Here is a 20,558-nt window from a genome sequence, read left to right as displayed (position 1 = left end):
CTGGCTCCTTGCTGATTTAGCTAAAAATCTTATAATAGTTTGCCTGATTTTTACGTTTAATAAAACCGATGTGCTCATAGAAACGATGGGCTTCTGTCCGATTTTCCCCAGAGCTGAGACGAATACCTGCTGCTCCAATTGTTTTAGCCCATTCTTCTGCCGCATTCATCAACAGGCGCCCCTGCCCGCTGCCGTGAAAGTCTTTGTGCACGGCTAGAGCGAGAATATTAATCATTTTAGGTGCGTAAATAGTACGGTAGGCGCCTGCATGGATGTAAGCTGAAACACGGCCTTGTGTTTCAAAAACGAGCAGCTGTTCATCCGGCAGCTGGAGAAGCTCCTCTAATTGTTTTTTTGTTTCCTCTAAAGGGTAGCCGTAGCCTAAAGAAGACTCATTGATTTCATTTAAGCTGTCTGCGTCTGATAGCTGAGCTTTTCTAATGTTCATCGTTTATCCCAACTTTCTCTTTTGAATTTTTTAGCATTGGTTATGAGTTAATCGCCTGGTTCTGCTTTTAATACTTTCTAATTTGAATAGCCGGCAATTTTTTTGGCTTTTTCAGTATTTGCAAAATGTAGCTTTGCATACTGACTTAATAGTTCAATACCGCCTTGTTTTAGGACTTTTGCAGCAGTCTGGTCTGACTTGGCACCGGCACCAGAAGGAACGTTGAAGCCTAATTCCGCTGATTCTTCATCTAATTCCTCCAGAAAGGCGGCTCGGCAAATAATCGAGGCTGCGGCAACTGCCACATGATATTGCTCGCCTTTGGTAATAAAATGCAGTTTTTCTGCTACTTGATTTTTTTCAGAACGGACATATTTGCGATAGTTTGCTTCAGGAGTAAACTGATCAATTAAAATTCCCTCCGGTTTGACTGGTGCTAAATCATTTAATAATAGAAAGATTGCTTGATTGTGTAAAGCTACCTTCATATGCACGGCATTATATTTTGGCTGAATAGCGTTGTATTTTTTTGGTTCCAAAACTAATAGACGATAGGGAATCAGCTCTTTTATCGAATGAGAAAGCTTAACAATCTGATCATCCGTCAGCTCTTTTGAATCCCTTACTCCCAGAGCTTTTAATTTTGTAATCATGTCTGCTGCCACATATGCTGCACAGACTGTGACTGGTCCAAAGTAGCTCCCGTTGCCAACTTCATCACTGCCGATTACAGACAAACGGTCAAAGCCTGGAGGTAAAACTGCTGAAGCAGCCGGTTTCTTTTTTGCAGAAAGGGCCGTTCCCCAGCGTGCTGCTTCTGTCGCTGCTGCCGGGCCCTGAAACATTACTTTTCCCGAAGTGTAGGCGGTGACAGTAACGCCGTTTACTTTAGCTGTAAAGACAGTATATGGCGGTTTTTTATTCAGCTGTTGTTTTTTATATGTTTCATCCATTTTATTTAATAAATCCTTTGAAACTTTAATTACCTGAGTTTGTGTCATGTGATTTATCCTTTCTTTCGCTCATTTACTATGGTAAAAGATATGGCAGGAAAAAGAAAGCCGGAACTGAAAATAAACGTTGAATTTCTCCTATAAAAGAGTACCATGGAAACGAGGCTTAGAATTGAAAGGTGAGAATAGTTGCATGAATGCAAAAGAAATTGAAAAAAATGAATTATTTTATTTTAGTTTGGTGAATCAAGCAAAAAAGGGAAGGGAAATCAATGAGTATATAAATCCTTTTGTTCCTCAGATGTACGATCATAATTTCTGGTATCTTAAAACAAAAGGCTTTTCGGCAGCAGCCAAGAATGAAGTAAAGCGCCTCAATGGTAAGAGTCTGTTTTTACGTTTTTTTGGGAAAATTACAGACAATCTACAAGAAGCTGATTGGAAGCTTCCTGAGATTTCCGGTTATACAAGTTCAAGTGAACAGCTGGTCTACATGGTTCTGACTGAAAAGGAAAAGCTTTCCAGCGCCCAAACCGCTGTTGAAATCAAGGAAGTAGTAACGGATGAAGATTTTCAGGCTTATTGTGATTATACTTATGAGGACGGCACGCGTATTTCAGAAAGCTTTGCTGAGGAAAAACTACGTTTCCTTTGGTTTTTACGTGAGCTTTCCGAGGTTCGTTTTTACATTGCTGTGTCAGAAGGAAAAGCAATCGGCAGCTTGGATGTATATAAGCTGAAAGACTATTATAAAATTGAGAATGTATTTGTCAAAGAGGCTTTCCGCAAGCAGGGAATTGCTGGAAGCTTAATTAGACTGGCCGTTGAATCCAGAGAGGACCAAACAGCAGGTATTAGTTTGGCTACAGATATTGGCGGGATGGGAGAGTCGCTTTACCAGAAACTTGGCTTTACAGAAGCGGCATTTGAAGTGAATTATCTTTTAGTAAAAGATGAAGAAGAAACGGCTTAAAAACTGGCTGATTTGAGTTTTCCTGCGGTTTATGTTAAACTGTCTTTAAGTAATGATACTAGATGGGAGTGAGCGGATTTCTGCTCACTCTTTTTAATGGCATTTATCAGGAGCCTTTAATTGCCAATGGTATGTTACATCTAATCTCGAAGGAGGCGAAAATTTTGAGTAGTGTTGTGGAAACTGTTACCGAGTTAGTCACACCGATCTTAAAAGAGCAAAATTTTGAACTTGTAGATATAGAGTTTGTCAAGGAAGGAAAAAGCTGGTTTTTGCGAGTATTCATCGATAAAGAAGGCGGCATCGATATAGAAGAATGTGCGTTTGTCAGTGAACAGCTGAGCGAACGGCTGGATGCAATCGATCCCGATCCGATTCCGCAGGCCTATTTTCTGGAAGTCTCTTCGCCGGGAGCAGAACGGCCATTGAAAAAGGAACAGGATTATGAAAATGCTGTAGGTGAGTACATCCACGTATCGCTTTATCAGGCAGTAGATGGAGAAAAACAATTTGATGGTACAATGAAAGCTTTTGATAAAGAAACAGTGACACTGGTCATCAAGATTAAAACAAGAACAAAAGAATTGGTCATAGATCGTAAAAATATTGCAAAGGCTCGTTTAGCAATTCAGTTTTAAGTGGTAGCTTCTAACGGTTTATCTTTCAAAATATGAAGGATAAGATTCGTTCAGCTTTGACTAAAATTATGGGAGGAAAAAATAAACAATGAGCAAAGAAATGTTAAATGCTTTGGAAGCATTAGAAGCTGAAAAAGGAATTTCAAAAGATAAGGTGATCGAAGCGCTTGAAGCAGCCTTGATTTCCGCATATAAAAGACATTATGGTCAAGCACAGAATGTGGAAGTGGAATTCGATGATAAAAAAGGAAATATTCATGTATATGCTGTAAAAGAAGTGACTGACGAGGTAATGGATTCACAGCTGGAAGTGTCTTTAAAAGATGCGATGGCTATTAATAAAGCGTATGAACTTGGAGATAAAATTCGTTTCGAAGTAACCCCTAAGGATTTTGGCCGGATTGCTGCTCAAACAGCAAAACAGGTTATTTTGCAGCGGGTTCGTGAAGCAGAACGGACAATTATCTACAATGAATTCAGCGAGTACGAAAATGATATTATGCAGGGGATTGTAGAGCGTCAGGATCGCCGCTATATCTATGTAAATCTTGGGAAAATTGAAGCTGTTCTTTCGAAACAGGATCAAATGCCAAATGAATTTTATCAGCCCCACGACCGTATCAAGGTCTATGTATCAAAGGTTGAAAATACATCAAAGGGTCCTCAGGTATTTGTTAGCCGCAGCCATCCAGATTTATTGAAGCGCCTATTTGAACAAGAAATTCCGGAAGTGTACGACGGCATTGTAGAAATCGTAAGTATTGCCAGAGAAGCCGGCGACCGCTCTAAAGTAGCGGTTCGTTCAAATGATCCAAATATCGATCCGGTTGGTACATGTGTAGGTCCTAAAGGACAGCGAGTACAGGCGATTGTTAATGAGCTAAAAGGTGAAAACATGGATATTGTTGAATGGAATGAAGATTCTGCCGCATTTATCAGTAACGCTCTAAATCCGGCACAAGTAGTCGACGTTATTTTTAATCCGGAAAACCCTAAGGCTTGCACAGTTGTGGTACCGGATTTCCAATTATCGCTGGCGATTGGCAAGAGAGGTCAAAATGCCCGTTTGGCGGCTAAGCTGACTAACTTTAAAATTGATATTAAGCCGGAATCTGAAATGGAAGATTTCTATGCACAGCTGGCAGAAGCTGCAGATGGTGAAGAAATTCTTGATGAAGAGTACAAAGGCGAGTCACTAGAAGCCGATTTAACTTCTGATGAGTACGAAAATCTGGAGTTTAACAATGAAAACGAGCAAACAGAAGAAGAATAACGTTTTTGGAGGGATATGAATGAAAAAAAGAAAGATTCCAATGCGTAAATCTGTTGTTTCGGGAGAAATGAAGCCTAAAAAAGAGCTGATTCGTATCACGCGCTCGAAGGACGGTGCCGTAGCAATCGATCCATCAGGGAAACTTCCTGGGAGAGGAGCTTATGTGGCATTGGAACCAGAAGAAGTTAAAAAAGCGTGGGAGAATAAAATCCTGGATCGTGTCCTTGAAACCTCACTGACTGATGAATTTTATCAAGAATTATTCGATTATGTTGAACACCAAAAAGCACGTAAAGAGCTGTTCAGCAATGAATAAAGAAAAAATATTGAATTTACTTGGATTAGCAATGAGAGCAGGAAAATTAATTACCGGTGAAGAACTAACGGTGAAAGATATCCAACGCTCAAAAACAAAGCTGGTTTTTGTTGCGTCTGATGCAAGTGAAAATACCAAAAAGAAAATTAAGGACAAATGTTCTTACTATAATATTTCCTGGAATGATGACCTGCAGCAGGCAGAGCTTAGTCACGCAATTGGCAGAAAACGAATGGTCGTTGGCATTAATGATCTGGGATTTGCTAATAAGTTCAAGGAATTAATGAAAGGCTAGGAAGGTGATTGCATGGGAAAAAAAAGAATATACGAATTAGCCAAAGAAATGAGCCAGTCAAGTAAAGATGTAGTCAATAAAGCACACGAACTGGGAATAGACGTAAAAAATCATATGGGGGCGATCAATACGGATGACGAAAAGAAAATCCGCAGTGCTTTTGCACCAAAAAGCGGAACAACGAGTGCGCCCAAGCAACCAGTTAATCAAGAGCCGAACAGGCAGCAAGGAAGATTAGACAAACAGATGACACAAACAACAAATAACTCACAAAAACCAAATAGCAGCAATGCACATCGTCCACAAGGACAAGGTCAAAGTCAGCAAAGACCAAATAACAACACAAATCGTCCGCAAGGGCAAGGTCAGCAAAGACCAAACAATAATACGAATCGTCCACAGGGACAAGGTCAACAAAGACCAAACAACAATACGAATCGTCCGCAGGGACAAGGTCAACAAAGACCAAACAACAATACGAACCGTCCGCAGGGACAAGGTCAACAAAGACCAAACAACAATACGAACCGTCCGCAGGGACAAGGTCAACAAAGACCAAACAACAATGCAAATCGTCCACAGGGACAAGGTCAAAGTCAACAAAGACCAAACAACAATGCAAATCGTCCACAGGGACAAGGACAAGGTCAGCAAAGACCGGCAAGCAGCAATACTCGCCCGCAAGGACAGCAGGGACAAGGGCAACAAGGCGGTCAAAATCGCTCAAATACAGGCGGCTACGGTAATCAAAACAGAAACAATAGTTTTGGTGGCGGTGGACAAAATAGAGGCCGCAACAACTACAATAATCAAAACCGTAACAAATTCAATAAAAAAGGGAAAAAAGGCAAATATCAGGAATCAACAAAACCACCTGTACCAGCTAGAAAGTTCAAAGAGCTGCCTGAAGTATTAGAATATACTGAAGGAATGAATGTAGCGGATATTGCGAAGAAAATCTATCGTGAACCTGCAGAAATCATCAAGAAATTATTCATGATGGGTGTCATGGTTAATCAAAACCAGTCTCTGGACAAAGATACAATTGAATTGTTGGCTGTAGATTACGGCATTGAACCAAAAGAAAAAATTCAGCTTGATATTGCAGACATTGATAAATTCTTCGAGCCAGAAGCACTTACGGAAGAAAATCTAGTAACTCGTCCGCCAGTAGTAACTATCATGGGACACGTTGACCATGGTAAAACAACTCTTTTGGACACTTTAAGAAATTCCCGTGTAACTTCAGGTGAAGCCGGCGGAATTACACAGCATATTGGTGCCTATCAGATTGAGATTGACGGCAAGCCAATTACTTTCCTTGATACACCAGGTCACTCGGCGTTTACAAGTATGCGTGCCCGCGGTGCCAGCATCACGGATATTACAATCCTTGTTGTCGCTGCAGATGATGGTGTAATGCCGCAGACAGTGGAAGCAATTAACCATGCCAAAGCTGCAAAAGTACCGATTATCGTTGCTGTGAACAAAATTGATAAACCAGGAGCAAATCCTGATCATGTTAAACAAGCTTTATCTGAACATGAGCTGATTCCAGAAGAGTGGGGCGGCGATACCATCTTCGTGAATATCTCGGCGAAATTCAATCAGAACATTGATGAGCTGCTGGAAAATATTTTATTAGTTGCTGAAATGGAAGATTTGAAGGCTGATCCGACACAGCATGCCATCGGTACAGTTATTGAAGCACGTCTTGATAAAGGAAAAGGTTCTGTGGCAACATTGCTGGTACAGCAGGGAACACTGCGTGTTGGGGATCCAATTGTTGTAGGAAATACCTATGGCCGTGTTCGTGTAATGACGAATGATATCGGCCGCAGAGACAAAGAGGCCGGACCGGCTACACCAGTAGAAATTACTGGATTGAATGATGTGCCTCAGGCTGGTGACCGTTTTGCTGTTTTAGATGATGAGAAAACTGCTCGTCAGGCTGGTGAAGAAAGAGCAAAACGCGCTTTAGTGGAGCAACGCTCTGTTAACAGCCGTGTGACATTGGACAACTTGTTTGAAAGCTTGAAAGAAGGCGAACTGAAAGAAGTTAACGTCATTATTAAAGCAGACGTACAAGGATCAGCGGAAGCATTGGCTGCCAGTCTGCAGAAAATTGATGTTGAAGGCGTACGGGTGAAAATCGTTCACTCAGCGGTTGGTGCGATTAATGAGAGTGATGTTACACTTGCTGCTGCAAGTAATGCCATCATCATCGGATTTAATGTGCGTCCAACTCCTCAGGCTAAACAACAGGCTTCTCAGGAAGAAGTAGACATTCGTCTGCACCGAATCATTTATAACGCAATTGATGAAATTGAAACGGCAATGAAAGGTTTGCTTGATCCGGAATTCGAAGAAAAAATTACTGGACAAATGATTGTTCGTGAGCTGTATAAAGTTTCTAAGGTTGGTACGATTGCCGGCTGTTACGTAACAGAGGGCTTAATCCGCAGAGAGAGCGGTGTTCGTGTGATCCGTGATGGCATCGTTATTTACGACGGCAACCTTTCTAGCTTGAAACGATTTAAAGATGATGTGAAAGAAGTAAAACTAGGATTTGAATGTGGAGCGATGATCGAAAACTTCAATGATTTGAAGGTAGACGATGTCATTGAAGGCTTCGTAATGGAAGAAATCAAACGCAGCTGATGAATTCTGCTTTACAAGAGTGAAGGAAGTCTTAGTTTAAGTAGAACGGCTTAAAAATAAGACTTCTGCAACTTCACAAGTGAAAAGGAGGAGAACAAATGGCTAACTACCGGGACCGGCGTGTGGGACAGGAAATTTTAAGAGAAATCAATGATATTCTTAGAAAACGCGTTAGAGATCCCCGTGTCCAGGACATCACCATTACAGATGTTCGTGTGACGGGAGATCTTCAGCAGGCAAAAATTTACTATAGTTTATTGTCAGATCTTGCCTCTGATCAACAAAAAGCCCAAGAAGGACTAGACAAAGCGAAGGGCCTGATTCGTAAAGAATTAGGACAGCGTCTAACTCTTTATAAAACGCCAGAGCTGATTTTTGAAAAAGATGAATCAGTCGCTTATGGGAATCATATTGATGAACTGATTAGAAAACTAAATCAAGGCGAATAGATGAGCCAAAAAAGACACATTGCCAAAGCAGTGTGTCTTTTTCATTAAGTTTAAATATATATTTTTCTAATAATCCGGCTAGTAAACTGTCAGCGCTGTTTCAAAAGAATGAAACTATGTCGATTTTCAGAGAGCCTCACTGGAATGATTCTGCCTGAAATGAACTTATAACTTCATAGGTAAGAAGCATTTAAGAAATACGTTTATGTATTACTTTCAGGCTCCGGCTGTCAGATTTTTTGACATTTTCACGCAAAGAATATTATCTTCCAGAAATGTTCCGGATTTCTTTGTATAACCAAGTTTTTCAAAGAAAGGAACTACGTTGATTTCAGCAGATAAAGTTGAAGTTTTAAAGCCTTCGCTCGCTGCTTTCTCTTCCAAAGCTTTAATTAGCTTACTACCCATTCCTTTTCTTCTATAGTCTTCATGTACACATAGACGATCAGGCACAATAATTTCTTCTTCATCCATCTGATAACGGACAGCACCAACGATATCGCGGCCATCATACAAGACAAAGTATTTACGGTCAGGTGTATCAAGACGGTTAAATTCATCTTCAATAGAAATATGCTGCTCTTTAACGAATACTTCATATCTAAGTGCAAAAGCTGCGGCTTGATTCCATCGTTCATTTCCAAAATGTAGTTTCATAGTTTTCCTCCATGTTTCTATAATAAAAATTTGATTCAGTGGTATACTTATAATAACAGATTTGAAGGAGAAATACGAGGAGGTTCTTGCTAGTGTTCATGGAACAATTAGAGTGGATAAATTGGAAAAAGCTGTCAGATAAAGTGAAACAGTCATTATTTCAGGAAATATTACTTTATCATGTTCATCCAATGACTGAAATAAGAGATATTCGTTTAAAGGATTTTGAGCTGTATGGCATCAAATGCCGAACCTTTGAATTGGAGATAGATGGAGAGACCTTTGTTTTTATTCCTGGAAACAAGGAGGCGATTCTCGGTTGGGACTTGGGAGCAGAAGGCTTACGTAGTCACGAATTGTTGGGATCCGATTTATCAGATATGGAAAATCACACGTTTAAAACTGACTTGAATCAAAAGGATATAGCAGATGCATCGGCTTGGATTGAAGCAGAGGAGTCATATGATTTTACTTGTCTTGAAGGAATCAGTCTCTATATAAATGACCATACAAGTTTACTTAGAAAGAAACAGATACCGCCAATGCTAGTACAAAAATATGCGTTGCCGGCTGGTGCAGCGATATTAGGAATTTTAAACACAGTTACTGGTTCATTCAGAGGAGAGGTGGAAGCCTTTCTTCCTTATGAAGAAGAGATTACGGAGAAATTATTTCCGCCCTTGTCTGCACTGGAAAGTATTTCCTGGGAATTTCCAAAATCTATTCATAAAAAGAACCGCTATTATTTGGAGTTTGTACCAACAACGGATTCATATCTGGTCTATTCTATTCAGGAATGTACACATGGGGAGTTAAAGCGGAGATTGAACCAGAAAGGTTTTGACTTGCTTTCAGAAGATCAGTGGGAATTTGCAGCAGGTGCTGGTACAAGAAGACTTTTTCGTTGGGGCAACGAGCTTTTGGTTCCGCCGAATACCTCAGGGCGACAGATTATTGAGAAGATAAACGGGCCAAATATGTTTGGTCTTGTCATTGATAACCATAGTAATAGATACGAACTGACCAAAGAAGGGGTGAAGCTGGAACGACAGCGTCCAAAAGGATCACTGATTGAAAATATTCTGCCGTTATCCACTTACTATCAGCCAAAGCATTTTATCGAAGCAGAGCAGATTCTCAGTCCGGATATTTATTTGTATAGAAAGGCAATTAAGATTGAAACAGATTCATATAAATATTGACTTTTTTACTGATATTCCTTATACTTTGAGGAGAAATCTAAAGGTCATCTTTGTGGTTCCCTTTGTATACAGAAAGTTTTTCATAGCTGAGAGAAAAACAACAAATAACCAGATTGGCTCCCTTTGGAAATATTTCAGTAGAAATGCTGACGCAACTCCGCGTTATAGAGCTTAAGAGGTAATGATAAACATCATTGCAATCAAGGTGGTACCGCGACTTGTCGTCCTTGACTGCGATGGTGTTTTTGCATGTTCTACACAGTTTACGGAGTAAACTGATGTAGAACAGCATCAGACCGCTCGCTAAGAGCGGAGTGAAACCTTGAATTACTGAAGCACTTCTGCTGCCGGCGCGTTCAAAAGAGGCTGGTACATTAAGCTGCTATAAATCGATTAACAAGTAAAAGTCGCATGAAACAAAGTATATAACTTATTAAGAAAGCGGGAAAATAGCATGAAACAATTATCAAGTAGTCAGGTCCGTCAAATGTATTTAGACTTTTTCAAATCAAAAAATCATTCAATTGAACCAAGTGCTTCTTTAGTACCAGTTAATGATCCTACTTTGCTTTGGATTAATTCAGGAGTAGCAACTTTAAAAAAATATTTTGATGGTTCGGTCGTTCCTGAAAATCCACGGATTACAAATGCACAAAAATCTATTCGTACAAATGATATTGAAAATGTTGGGAAAACAGCTCGTCATCATACGATGTTTGAAATGATGGGGAATTTTTCAATTGGAGACTATTTCAAAACAGAAGCGATTCACTGGGCTTGGGAATTTTTGACTTCTCCCGAATGGATTGGCTTTGACCCAGAAAAATTATATGTAACTGTCTATCCAAAAGATACTGAAGCTAAAAGAATTTGGCTAGAAGAAGTTGGGCTGTCGGAAGACCATGTTGTAGATGTGGAGGATAACTTTTGGGATATTGGTGCAGGTCCTTGTGGTCCTGACTCAGAGATCTTTTATGACCGGGGAGAAGACTTTTTAGATGTAGCTGAAGATGATCCGGAAAATTATCCAGGTGGAGAAAATGAACGTTATCTGGAAATCTGGAATTTAGTATTTTCGGAGTTTAATCATCAGGCAGATGGCTCTTACGAACCACTTCCACATAAAAACATTGATACGGGGATGGGACTTGAGCGGATGGTATCTATCATTCAGGATGCACCAACCAATTTCGAGACAGATTTATTTATGCCGATTATTCACGCGGTTGAAGGACTAAGCAAGTCAGCGAAATACGGCGAGAATTCACAGACAGATATTTCATTTAAAGTAATTTCTGATCATATTCGGGCTTTAGCTTTTGCTATTGGAGATGGTGCGCTGCCGTCTAATGAAGGTCGGGGCTATGTTTTAAGACGGTTACTGCGCCGCGCAGTTATGCATGGTAAAAAGCTGGGAATCAATGAAGCTTTCCTATACAAGCTAGTACCTGTGGTTGGAGAAATCATGGTCAGTTATTATCCGGAAGTACTGCAAAACAAAGAATTCATTGAAAAAGTAGTTCGCACAGAGGAAGAACGGTTCCACGAAACAATTAATGAGGGACTGGATATTCTTAACCAGGTAATTGAAGCAGTTAAAGCTTCTAATAAGGATACATTGAGTGGGAAAGATATCTTTAAGCTATATGATACGTACGGCTTCCCTGTAGAATTGACAGAAGAAGTGGCTGAAGATGAAGGACTAAAAGTTGATCATGTTGGATTTGAAGAGGAGATGACTATTCAGCGGGAACGTGCTCGTTCTGCCCGCAGCAAAGAATTCTCTATGGGTGTTCAATCTGCCGTATTGACAGATATTAAAGTAGCAAGCAAGTTCATTGGATATGAAAATCTACAAATTGAAAGTAAGCTGCTGGTTATTTTAAAAGAAGAAGAAATTATTGATGAAGCTTCTGAAGGAACTGTTCAGGTGATTTTTGCGGAAACACCGTTTTATGCTGAAATGGGTGGACAAGTTGCCGATCATGGTACGATTGAAGATGAGAGCGGCATCGTTGGTCACGTTGTGAATGTACAAAAGGCGCCAAACGGTCAGTTTCTTCATACTGTGGAATTAACAGGTAAGTTGACTGAAGGCAACAGCTATCAGCTGAAAGTAGATAAGAAAATGCGCAGCCGTATTTTGAAAAATCATACAGCAACACATTTACTGCATAGAGCGTTGAAGGATATTCTGGGAGATCATGCAAATCAAGCTGGTTCGCTGGTAGCGCCGGGACATCTGCGTTTTGACTTTACCCATTTCGGTCAAGTGACAAGTGAAGAGCTTACTCAAATGGAAGCAATTGTTAATGAAAAAATCTGGGAAGCAATCCCAGTGGAAACGATTGAAACGGATATTGATACAGCTAAAAATATGGGAGCGATGGCTCTGTTTGGCGAGAAATACGGAAAAGAAGTTCGTGTAGTTAATATTGGTGGTTACTCTATTGAGCTTTGCGGAGGAACTCACGTGGCGAATACAGAAGACATCGGTATTTTCAAAATTGTTTCCGAATCTGGAATTGGGGCAGGGGTTCGAAGAATCGAAGCTGTGACAAGTAAAGAAGCCTATGAACTGATGAATGAAGAAGAACAGCAGCTGAAGGCGATTGCCGGAATTGTGAAATCACCTCAGCTAAAAGAAGTTGTTTCTAAAACAGAACAGCTTCAGCAGCAGCTGCGCGAACTGCAGAAAGAAAATGAGCAGTTAGCCGGAAAACTGGCAAATCAACAAGCTGGCGATGTATTTAAGGATATCAAAGAGGTTAATGGTACGACCTATATTGCCGCTCAGGTGAATGTTAAGGATATGAATCAACTGCGTCAGCTAGCAGATCAGTGGAAACAAAAAGAACTTTCTGATGTATTGGTTCTGGCGACAGCTCAAGGCGAAAAAGTGAGTTTATTAGCAGCAATATCTAAAAATGCTAATGATAAAGGGCTAAAGGCCGGAGATTTAATCAAAGTCATTGCTCCGAAAGTTGGCGGCGGCGGCGGCGGACGTCCGGACATGGCACAGGCTGGAGGGAAAAATCCAGCTGGTATTTCAGCAGCACTTAGTGAAGTGGCTGTTTGGCTGGAAAAATAAATAAAATAGATAGAGGTTGTGACAGAAGTGTTCAGCTTCAAGCAATAAGGCGGAAATTCCGAAAATTGTTCCACAAATTTTTGCGAATTTCCGCCTTATTGTCGAAGAAGTTACTTCTGAAACACCGTTTATCCGGGTTTAAGGGACTGAGGCATACTAATGTCACAGCCTCTATTTTTTATCTCAATTTTCTAATTATAATAAACCTGAAAAATTGCTGAGAAATTAGCAAGAAGAATCAAGAAATGAATCAATTTTAAGTCAGTACTGTTACCTATGATGACTGTTTTTTTTTTGCTTTTTTTCGTATAACTTCGTGATAAAAATCATAAATTAATACAACTATTAGAAAATGTCTAAATTGAAAATCAATATATTTTCAAAAAAAAATTTTTTTTTGTAAAGTAAGGAGTGAAACCAAGTCGTAAGGGGAGGAATTTAATATGAAAAATCGGCTTATTTACAGTTTCATGGCAGTACTTATTTTTTTACAATACCTGACGCCGTTACCGGCTATTGCACAAGAGCTGGCAAAAGCAAACAGTTCAGATTTAACGCTGTCCAGTCTGTCTGTGAATAATGAAACACAAGACAGTGTTGAGCTGAAAGTAGCAGGAAATGTCTCAAATGAACAGGATGAACCGCTGACCAAAGTATTAAGTCCAGCAGTTTCCGCCAGTTTGAAGGCTCAAGGGGCTGGGATTGCTTCAGGAAGTGCTCAGGTTTCTTATACTGTTGGAGAAAACGGAATTGAGCTAACCATTCCTGCAAAGACACAGGGAACGTTTGCTGCTGTTTTTTCTATCGAAAAGCAAGCATTAGACGCTAGTGGTACATTTGCTTTAACCAGTGAGAATCAGCAAGTCTCTGTGGAGCTTCCTATTCAGGAAAGCACAAGTGAGTCCTCCTCTAGTACAGCGGCAGAGGTATCAGAAACACCTGCAACGACAGAAAGCAGTAGTTCTGAAATAAAAGAATCAACAACACAAACTACAGAAGCTTCGGATAGTCCAGACAAAGCAGCAAAAGCTGATGCCGGAACAGATATTCGAACATATTTTACTGATGAGCCGAAAACTATTTTGACAGGTTCTTCACTAAAATATCTTGATAGTGAAGGAAACGAGATTCAACCGCCTGTTCCAGTTGATACAACAGTCGTGATTCATTATGACTGGGAAATACCAGAAAATGTTCGTAAGCAAATTAAACCAGGAGATTATTTTGAATTCAACCTGCCGGAGCCGCTGGATGTTAAGACTCTGCCGCAAGGTGGAGATTTAAAGAATGAAGATGGTGAGACGTATGCAACATATACGATAGATGAAAATGGTAAGGTTACAATGATTTTCAATGAGAATGTTACGGATGAAATAGATATCAATGGGACATTTGATTTTGAGAGCATCTTTGATAAGACCGTCGTTACTGAGCCAGGAGATGTAGTAGTGACATTTCCAGCAGAGGATAATCTACCTCCTATCGAAGTTCCGGTGAAGCCGAATACAGATACGTCTATTAGTAAAGCTGGTAAGTTTAATAAAACACCTAATCCTAGCAGTGTTACTTGGACTGTGGATATTAATCAGGCAATGAATGAGCTGACAAATCCCCAAGTCACTGAGACCTGGCCGGATGGATTAACCTATTCTTCTGTTAAAGTCTATAAGCTGGTAATGAATCTTGACGGTACAGTTTCTCGTGTAGGAGAAGAGTTAACCGCACCTGATCAATATACAGTCGATGAAAATGGCAATGTTACAATTTTAGGGGATACTTCCGATGCATATCGCGTGGAGTATGTTACAACTATCGATGATGATGCCATTCCAAATGAGGGCGGCCCTGTGGAATTTAATAATCAGGCCAATTTATCAGATGATAATGATCCGACAAAAATACCTGCGGAAGCATCTGTTACGACCACATACGGAAAGATGGTAACAAAAAATCAAACAGGCTATAATCCGTCAAATCAGGAGTTTTCATGGAGTATTGATTACAACTATGGTGAAAAGCATGTAAATCAGACGGACGCAGTTATTACAGATACAATGAGTGATAATATGGATCTTGTAGATGATTCGCTTGTGATTTATCCAATTACTTTTTCAGCAGATGGGAAGGAGCAGAAAGGCACGCCTTTGGCCTCGCCTGAAGATTATGTGCTTGTACCCAATCCAAATGGTTCCGGATTTGTGGTTCAGTTTACTCATGATGTGGATCAGGCCTACAAAATTGAATACAAAACAAAAGTAAATGGTTTGGTCACTGATGATACGGCTGTTGATAATAAAGTGCAAACTCATACTGGTGAAGAATCTGGCGGGAACGGAAATGCTGTTCAGCAGAATATCATTAAAAAACTTGGTGATGTAAATTACAGTAGTCAGACCGCCAAATATTCTCTTGAAATCAACGGTAATCACTATCCAATGCACGACTTAACTGTTCATGATAAGTTTAATCCGGTTCCTGGAATGAGACTAGCTACTGTTGGCGGAGATGTTCCAGGCTATCAGCTGACTATTGATTCTTCTTCAGGCGACAGGCTAGTTGAAGGAGAAGATTATATTATAACGGTCAATTCTTTGGACGGAAAAAGTGATTACGGGTTTGATATTGTCTTTATTAACGATTACGCAGACACCAGTGAGTCATTTACAGTGAACTATACGACTATTTTTGATATTAGTGTCATCGATCCTCGTAATCCGTCACTCGACCATTTTTTAAACAATGTAGATGTGACGTGGAAGGACAATAATGGTGATTCTCATGATTCCAATGATAAAAATGAATTTAAACCGCTGCCGGGATTTTCATACAACGCAGAAAAATCGGGTGTATATAATGCTCAGACAAAAGAGATTACTTGGACGATTAATGTTAATCTAAGTCAGAATCAACTGATAGATGCCTTTTTGAATGATCCGATAACTGGGAATCAGCAGTATATTCCAAATTCAATTAAGGTGTACGATGGGTTTACAGAACCAGATGGAACCGTTGTGAGAGAAAATGATGTAACACAAGATGGCGGACTAACGATTTTGGAACCGAATAATAACGGAAATATCCTCCACATTGATTTTCCTTCGACTCAGCGAACGTATGTCATTGAATTTAAGACATCTGTTGAAGGTCAAGTCGTCAATGGTGCTCATACCTATGATAATGTTGCGACTTATAAAAATGATGATGAAAGCCGTGAAGTAACAGGGAATGTGTCAATTAAAAACGGCGGTTCCCATATTCAAAAGAATGGAAAACAGGACACTACAGACCCCAATTATATGTTGTGGGATTTAACAATTAATCCAAGTCAGTCTACACTGGATGATGTAGTGGTTCATGACTATCCATCCAATAATCAAGTGGTTGACAGAGAGTCTATCAAGCTTTATGAAACATTTGTTGCCACAGATGGTACCGTGACTGTTGACCATAGCAAGCCGTTACTTGAGGATGTGGACTACTCGGTGGAGTTAATAACAGATAATGCAACGGGAGATCAGGAGATTCAGGTCAGCTTTCTGCATCAAATTAAGACAGCTTATGTAATGGAATACCGCTCTCTAATCAGCTCATCTGCTACTGGTAATACAGATACAGTGAGTAATAGAGCAACAATTGACGGAACGGGATCTGAAATAGTTCATCAGGAAATCAACAAAAATGTGACTGTTCAAATTGATCATAGCGGAGGAAGTGCTTCTGGAACAAAAGGAAGTATTACGCTTCAAAAAACGACTGAGAAGAACATGATATTGCCTGGTGTTCACTTCCAATTATGGGACATCAATAAAACACAGATTCTTCGTGAAGGAGATACAGATAATAGCGGGAAAATAACTTTTGGAAATTTGAAGCTGGGAGACTATCTTCTGGTTGAAACGATTGCTCCTGATGGTTATACGATTCCAGACGATTTAGTTACAGGACGAGTAATCACGATTTCTCAAGAATCCAGCCAAGTATCCGCCCAACCGCAGCAAATTATCAACCAGAAATCAAAAGTATTTTTGAAAAAGACAGGTGAAAACGGCAGTTTATTAGCAGGAGCGCAGTTCAAGCTGGAAAGAAAATTTGGCGATGTTTGGCTGCCAGCGACAGCGGACAGTACGTTGACAACAAATAGTCAGGGAATTTTGGAAATAGATGGCCTGCTTCCCGGGATCTATCAATTGATTGAAACAAAAGCTCCTGATGGCTACTTGCTGGATGCTTCACCAATTGAATTTACTGTTGTAAAAAATGAAAACAATCAGGTACCAACGGTGAATTTAACCATGACCAACTATCAAGGTGCAGCGCAGCTGCAAAAAGTATCAGCTGAAGGACAACCATTAGCAGGAGCACAGTTTAATGTGGTAGATGCTAATGGAAAAGCAGTGAATTCAACTCCGTTGATTTCCGATGCACAAGGAGTCATCACTGTAGAAAATCTGGCACCCGGGGACTATAAGTTCGTCGAAATCAAAGCACCGACAGACTATATTTTGAATACAAAAGAATATCCATTTACCGTAGCTTCAGAAGCTACTGGCAAACCTGAAATAGTGGATGTTGGTTCAGCGGTGAATTATCAAGGAGCGGCCTCTTTACTAAAAGTTAATGGAGTAGGCGATGTTCTGGCGGGAGCGGAATTTGATGTTTATAAGAGTAATGGTCAAAAGGTAAATACAGTTCCTTTAGTTTCTGCTGGAGATGGAAAAGTAAAAATTGACCATCTGGCACCAGGTGATTATTATTTCAAAGAAACGAAAGCTCCTGATGGTTATATTTTGAATACTGAAACCTATTCATTTACAGTTGTTGCTCAAAATAATGGCGAGCTGGCTGAGATAACAGTTGGTCAGGCAGTCAACTACACTGGCAGTGCGGAATTAACCAAGGTTAATGGTCAAGGCGATAAGCTGCAGGGAGCTGAGTTCGCTGTTTATGACGAAAGTGGAACATTAGTTACTTCTACACCGATTGTGTCAGATGAAAATGGGCTGGTTCATATAGATGGACTAGCACCGGGTAGATACTACTTTAAAGAAACCAAAGCACCTTTAGACGATGATGGACGTCCTTATGTTATTAATGACTATCCTGTTTACTTTACCGTACCGGACGCTGCGGCAGGCCAGCCTGAGGTATTGGAATTAGGTGACTTCCAAAACTTTAAAGGAAAAATTTCTTTAACGAAGGAAGGGGAAGCTGCTCAAACAATTGCCGGAGCAGAATTCACTATTTATCGTTCTAATGATCAAAACGAAGAAGTAGCTGTACGAGTGGTGACTGCTAGTGAAGACGGTGTAATCGACATTGAAGGTCTTCCGGCTGGAAGCTATAAAATTATTGAAACAAAGGCACCAGCAGGCTATATCATCAACACGCAGCCAATCTATTTTGTCGTCGCACCAGATTCTGAAAATGATCCTGTTATCGATCCTGTAGTCGTGCCAAACTATCAAGTTTCAATTGAAGCAATGAAGATTGATGGAAGCAGCAATCAGCCGATTCGGGGATTGGCCGGTGCAGAGTTTGACGTACTGAATGGAGATGGCTCGCCATTAACGGCAGATCAGCCTATCTTTGATGCAGACGGTGCGCCAATAACCATAGAGAATAAATTGACTTCTGATGAGAATGGCAAAATCTTTGCTGCTGGTTTTGCTGCCGGAACGTATCAGCTAGTGGAAACAAAAGCACCTGACGGTTATATTCTTGACCGTACACCAATCTTTTTCACTGTTGAAAATCAGTTAGGAAAACCTGAAACATTGACCATTTCCTTAGGTAATATCAATAATTATCAAGGGAAATTTGCAGTAAAAAAAGTTGATGAACACAATAAGCCTTTAAAAGGCGGAGTTTTCCACATTGAAAATGCAGCAGGGGAGAAACAAACGGTCATTGATTTCTTAGGCAATTCAGTGACAGAACTGTCTGCTAATGATTTAGGGATTATTAGTGGTTCCGGACTTGCTCCAGGCAGCTATCAGCTGATTGAAGACGAAGCGCCGGCCGGTTTTATCAAGAATACAAATCCGTTGTCCTTTACAATTGATAAGGAGGCAGTTGGTGCGCCAACCATAGAAAACGGCGGTCTCTTTTCAGGAACCTATGTTAATTATCAGGGAGCTGCTCAGCTTACTAAAGTAAATGAATCAGGACAAAGCTTAGCAGATGCGGTATTCACTCTCTTTGATAAAAATGGTAGTAAACTGGCTGATTATGTATCTGATGCTGATGGACGGGTTCATTTTACTAATCTGGCGCCAGGTGAATATACTGTGAAGGAAACGAAAGCACCTGCTGGGTATCAACTTAGTAAGGACCCCGTAGTATTCACAGTTTCTGCCAGCGCAGCAGATAAGCCTGAACAGATAGAACTGGGACAATTTAAGAACAACCGAATACCGGAAAAACCATCCAATCCCATGTATCCGTCAACCTCAAAACCAAAAGGTAGATTAGCTAATCTAGGCTCCTTAGTCAATAATACCTGGCTGTATGCCGGAGTAGTGATTGTTGCGGCAGCAGCAGGAACAGCTGTTTACCGATATAGAAAATCCAAAAAAGGATAAACTTTAAATAAATAAGAAATGGACTGGTGATTGGTCAATCATCGGTCCGTTTTTTTTTTTAGCAGCTGAATGGAGCAGTGATTTTCTTGTTGAGGTTTGGAAATAGTTTTTCTATATTGATGTTACAAAAGATTTTATTAGATGGATAGTGGACACCATCTGTTTATTCAGTCAATGAACAAATGACTAAGACAGTGCCATCCGCTACGTTTAATAAAAAAGATTTTTGTTTGCTATAGAGATTTTTTGGAGGATTTATACAGGTGAAATTTACACTTCTGAACAGACCTCTGTTATAATGTTTGGTGGAGGAATCAAACAATGAATGAAAATCAATTATCAAAACGTTTAGAGCGTGTAGGGGCGCTTATTCCTGTCGGTAGTCGTCTAGCGGATATAGGCTCTGATCATGCTTATTTACCTGTGGCGTTAATGCTTCAGGGGAAGTTGGAATTTGCTGTGGCAGGTGAAGTAGTCAAAGGCCCTTACGAGTCAGCTGTAAGCCAAGTTCGAAAAAGCGGTCTGACCGAAAAAATTGTTGTCCGATTGGCAGATGGATTAGATGCGGTCGAAAAAGAAGATCAAATCACTGCAGTTTCTATTTGCGGTATGGGAGGTATCTTGATTAGGGATATCTTAGAAAAGGGTCGAAAGGCGAATAGAATAAATGGAAACGAAAGATTGATTCTGCAGCCTAATGTGGGAGAAAAGGGGCTGCGTAGTTGGCTAATGCTGCATGACTACACAATTCTTGCAGAAGATATTTTAGAAGAAAACCAGAAAATATATGAAATCATTGTTGCTGAGAAAGGAACTTCATTTCATGACTATACAGAGGATGAGCTGTTGTTCGGACCTGTTTTACTTCAGAAAAAAGGAGAAATCTTCCTGAAAAAATGGTCTCGGGAAGTTAAACAGCGGGAATATGTCCTGAAGCAGCTGGAAAATTCAAAGACTGATCAGCAGGAAAAAATTGCTGAGCTAAAGCAGGAAATTAAGCAAATTCGGGAGGTGCTTTAAA

The 20,558-nt window shown here is 40.2% G+C and carries 14 protein-coding genes; 11 read left to right on the top strand and 3 right to left on the bottom strand.

Annotation, left to right across the window (positions count from 1 at the left end):
* Positions 1 to 16 precede the first annotated feature (16 nt).
* Together ACPWSO_RS00380 and rnhC are read right to left on the bottom strand one after the other, a co-directional pair.
* Complete coding sequence (locus ACPWSO_RS00380; RefSeq protein WP_426080781.1) at positions 17 to 448, bottom strand: GNAT family N-acetyltransferase; 432 nt, start codon at positions 446 to 448, stop codon at positions 17 to 19.
* A 77-nt stretch (positions 449 to 525) separates the two neighbouring features.
* Positions 526 to 1,449: a ribonuclease HIII gene (gene rnhC / locus ACPWSO_RS00375; RefSeq protein WP_426080780.1), complete on the bottom strand. Its 924-nt coding sequence runs from the start codon at positions 1,447 to 1,449 to the stop codon at positions 526 to 528.
* Between the two features lie 145 nt (positions 1,450 to 1,594).
* On the opposite strand from rnhC, the gene ACPWSO_RS00370 reads away from it, so the two are divergent.
* The 7 genes from ACPWSO_RS00370 (at position 1,595) to rbfA (ending at position 8,006) form a co-directional block, all read left to right on the top strand.
* Entirely contained in the window at positions 1,595 to 2,374 is a 780-nt protein-coding gene (locus ACPWSO_RS00370) for a GNAT family N-acetyltransferase (protein ID WP_426080778.1), read from the top strand.
* Positions 2,375 to 2,538: 164 nt separating this feature from the next.
* Positions 2,539 to 3,012, top strand: a complete 474-nt coding sequence (gene rimP, locus ACPWSO_RS00365) for a ribosome maturation factor RimP (protein WP_426080776.1) — start codon at positions 2,539 to 2,541, stop codon at positions 3,010 to 3,012.
* 88 nt (positions 3,013 to 3,100) lie between these two features.
* Positions 3,101 to 4,285 (top strand): transcription termination factor NusA, encoded by a 1,185-nt coding sequence (gene nusA / locus ACPWSO_RS00360; protein WP_426080775.1) that lies wholly within the window; start codon positions 3,101 to 3,103, stop codon positions 4,283 to 4,285.
* A gap of 19 nt (positions 4,286 to 4,304) precedes the next feature.
* Positions 4,305 to 4,601 (top strand): RNase P modulator RnpM, encoded by a 297-nt coding sequence (gene rnpM, locus ACPWSO_RS00355; RefSeq protein ID WP_426080773.1) that lies wholly within the window; start codon positions 4,305 to 4,307, stop codon positions 4,599 to 4,601.
* Positions 4,594 to 4,896, top strand: coding sequence for a YlxQ-related RNA-binding protein (locus ACPWSO_RS00350; protein WP_426080772.1), 303 nt, complete (start codon positions 4,594 to 4,596; stop codon positions 4,894 to 4,896). Before rnpM ends, ACPWSO_RS00350 begins: the two co-directional genes overlap by 8 nt.
* Positions 4,897 to 4,908: 12 nt before the next feature.
* Positions 4,909 to 7,557 carry a translation initiation factor IF-2 gene (gene infB, locus ACPWSO_RS00345; protein ID WP_426080771.1) on the top strand — a complete coding sequence of 883 codons (2,649 nt, stop codon included), beginning with the start codon at positions 4,909 to 4,911 and terminating at the stop codon, positions 7,555 to 7,557.
* A gap of 98 nt (positions 7,558 to 7,655) precedes the next feature.
* Positions 7,656 to 8,006: a 30S ribosome-binding factor RbfA gene (rbfA, locus tag ACPWSO_RS00340; protein WP_426080770.1), complete on the top strand. Its 351-nt coding sequence runs from the start codon at positions 7,656 to 7,658 to the stop codon at positions 8,004 to 8,006.
* Positions 8,007 to 8,222: 216 nt separating this feature from the next.
* Here rbfA and ACPWSO_RS00335 read toward each other — a convergent pair whose 3' ends face one another.
* Positions 8,223 to 8,663: a GNAT family N-acetyltransferase gene (locus ACPWSO_RS00335; protein WP_426080769.1), complete on the bottom strand. Its 441-nt coding sequence runs from the start codon at positions 8,661 to 8,663 to the stop codon at positions 8,223 to 8,225.
* 98 nt (positions 8,664 to 8,761) lie between these two features.
* Between ACPWSO_RS00335 and ACPWSO_RS00330 the strand changes: the two genes are divergently transcribed.
* The 4 genes from ACPWSO_RS00330 to ACPWSO_RS00315 all read left to right on the top strand — a co-directional run bounded on the left by ACPWSO_RS00330 (position 8,762) and on the right by ACPWSO_RS00315 (position 20,557).
* A complete protein-coding gene (locus ACPWSO_RS00330; RefSeq protein ID WP_426080768.1) occupies positions 8,762 to 9,865 on the top strand; it encodes a DUF7278 family profilin-like fold-containing protein in 1,104 nt (367 codons plus the stop codon).
* A gap of 454 nt (positions 9,866 to 10,319) precedes the next feature.
* Positions 10,320 to 12,956: an alanine--tRNA ligase gene (gene alaS, locus ACPWSO_RS00325; RefSeq protein ID WP_426080767.1), complete on the top strand. Its 2,637-nt coding sequence runs from the start codon at positions 10,320 to 10,322 to the stop codon at positions 12,954 to 12,956.
* Positions 12,957 to 13,399: 443 nt separating this feature from the next.
* On the top strand, positions 13,400 to 19,537 hold the full coding sequence (locus ACPWSO_RS00320) for a SpaA isopeptide-forming pilin-related protein (protein ID WP_426080766.1): 6,138 nt from the start codon (positions 13,400 to 13,402) through the stop codon (positions 19,535 to 19,537).
* A 321-nt stretch (positions 19,538 to 19,858) separates the two neighbouring features.
* Entirely contained in the window at positions 19,859 to 20,557 is a 699-nt protein-coding gene (locus tag ACPWSO_RS00315) for a tRNA (adenine(22)-N(1))-methyltransferase (protein ID WP_426080765.1), read from the top strand.
* Position 20,558: the final 1 nt, after the last annotated feature.

Origin of the sequence: Enterococcus sp. LJL51 (genome assembly GCF_049894025.1) — a bacterium.
Taxonomy (GTDB): domain Bacteria; phylum Bacillota; class Bacilli; order Lactobacillales; family Enterococcaceae; genus Enterococcus_L.
The sequence above is the reverse complement of the archived record's forward strand: the minus strand, read 5'-3'. Positions and strand labels throughout refer to the sequence as shown.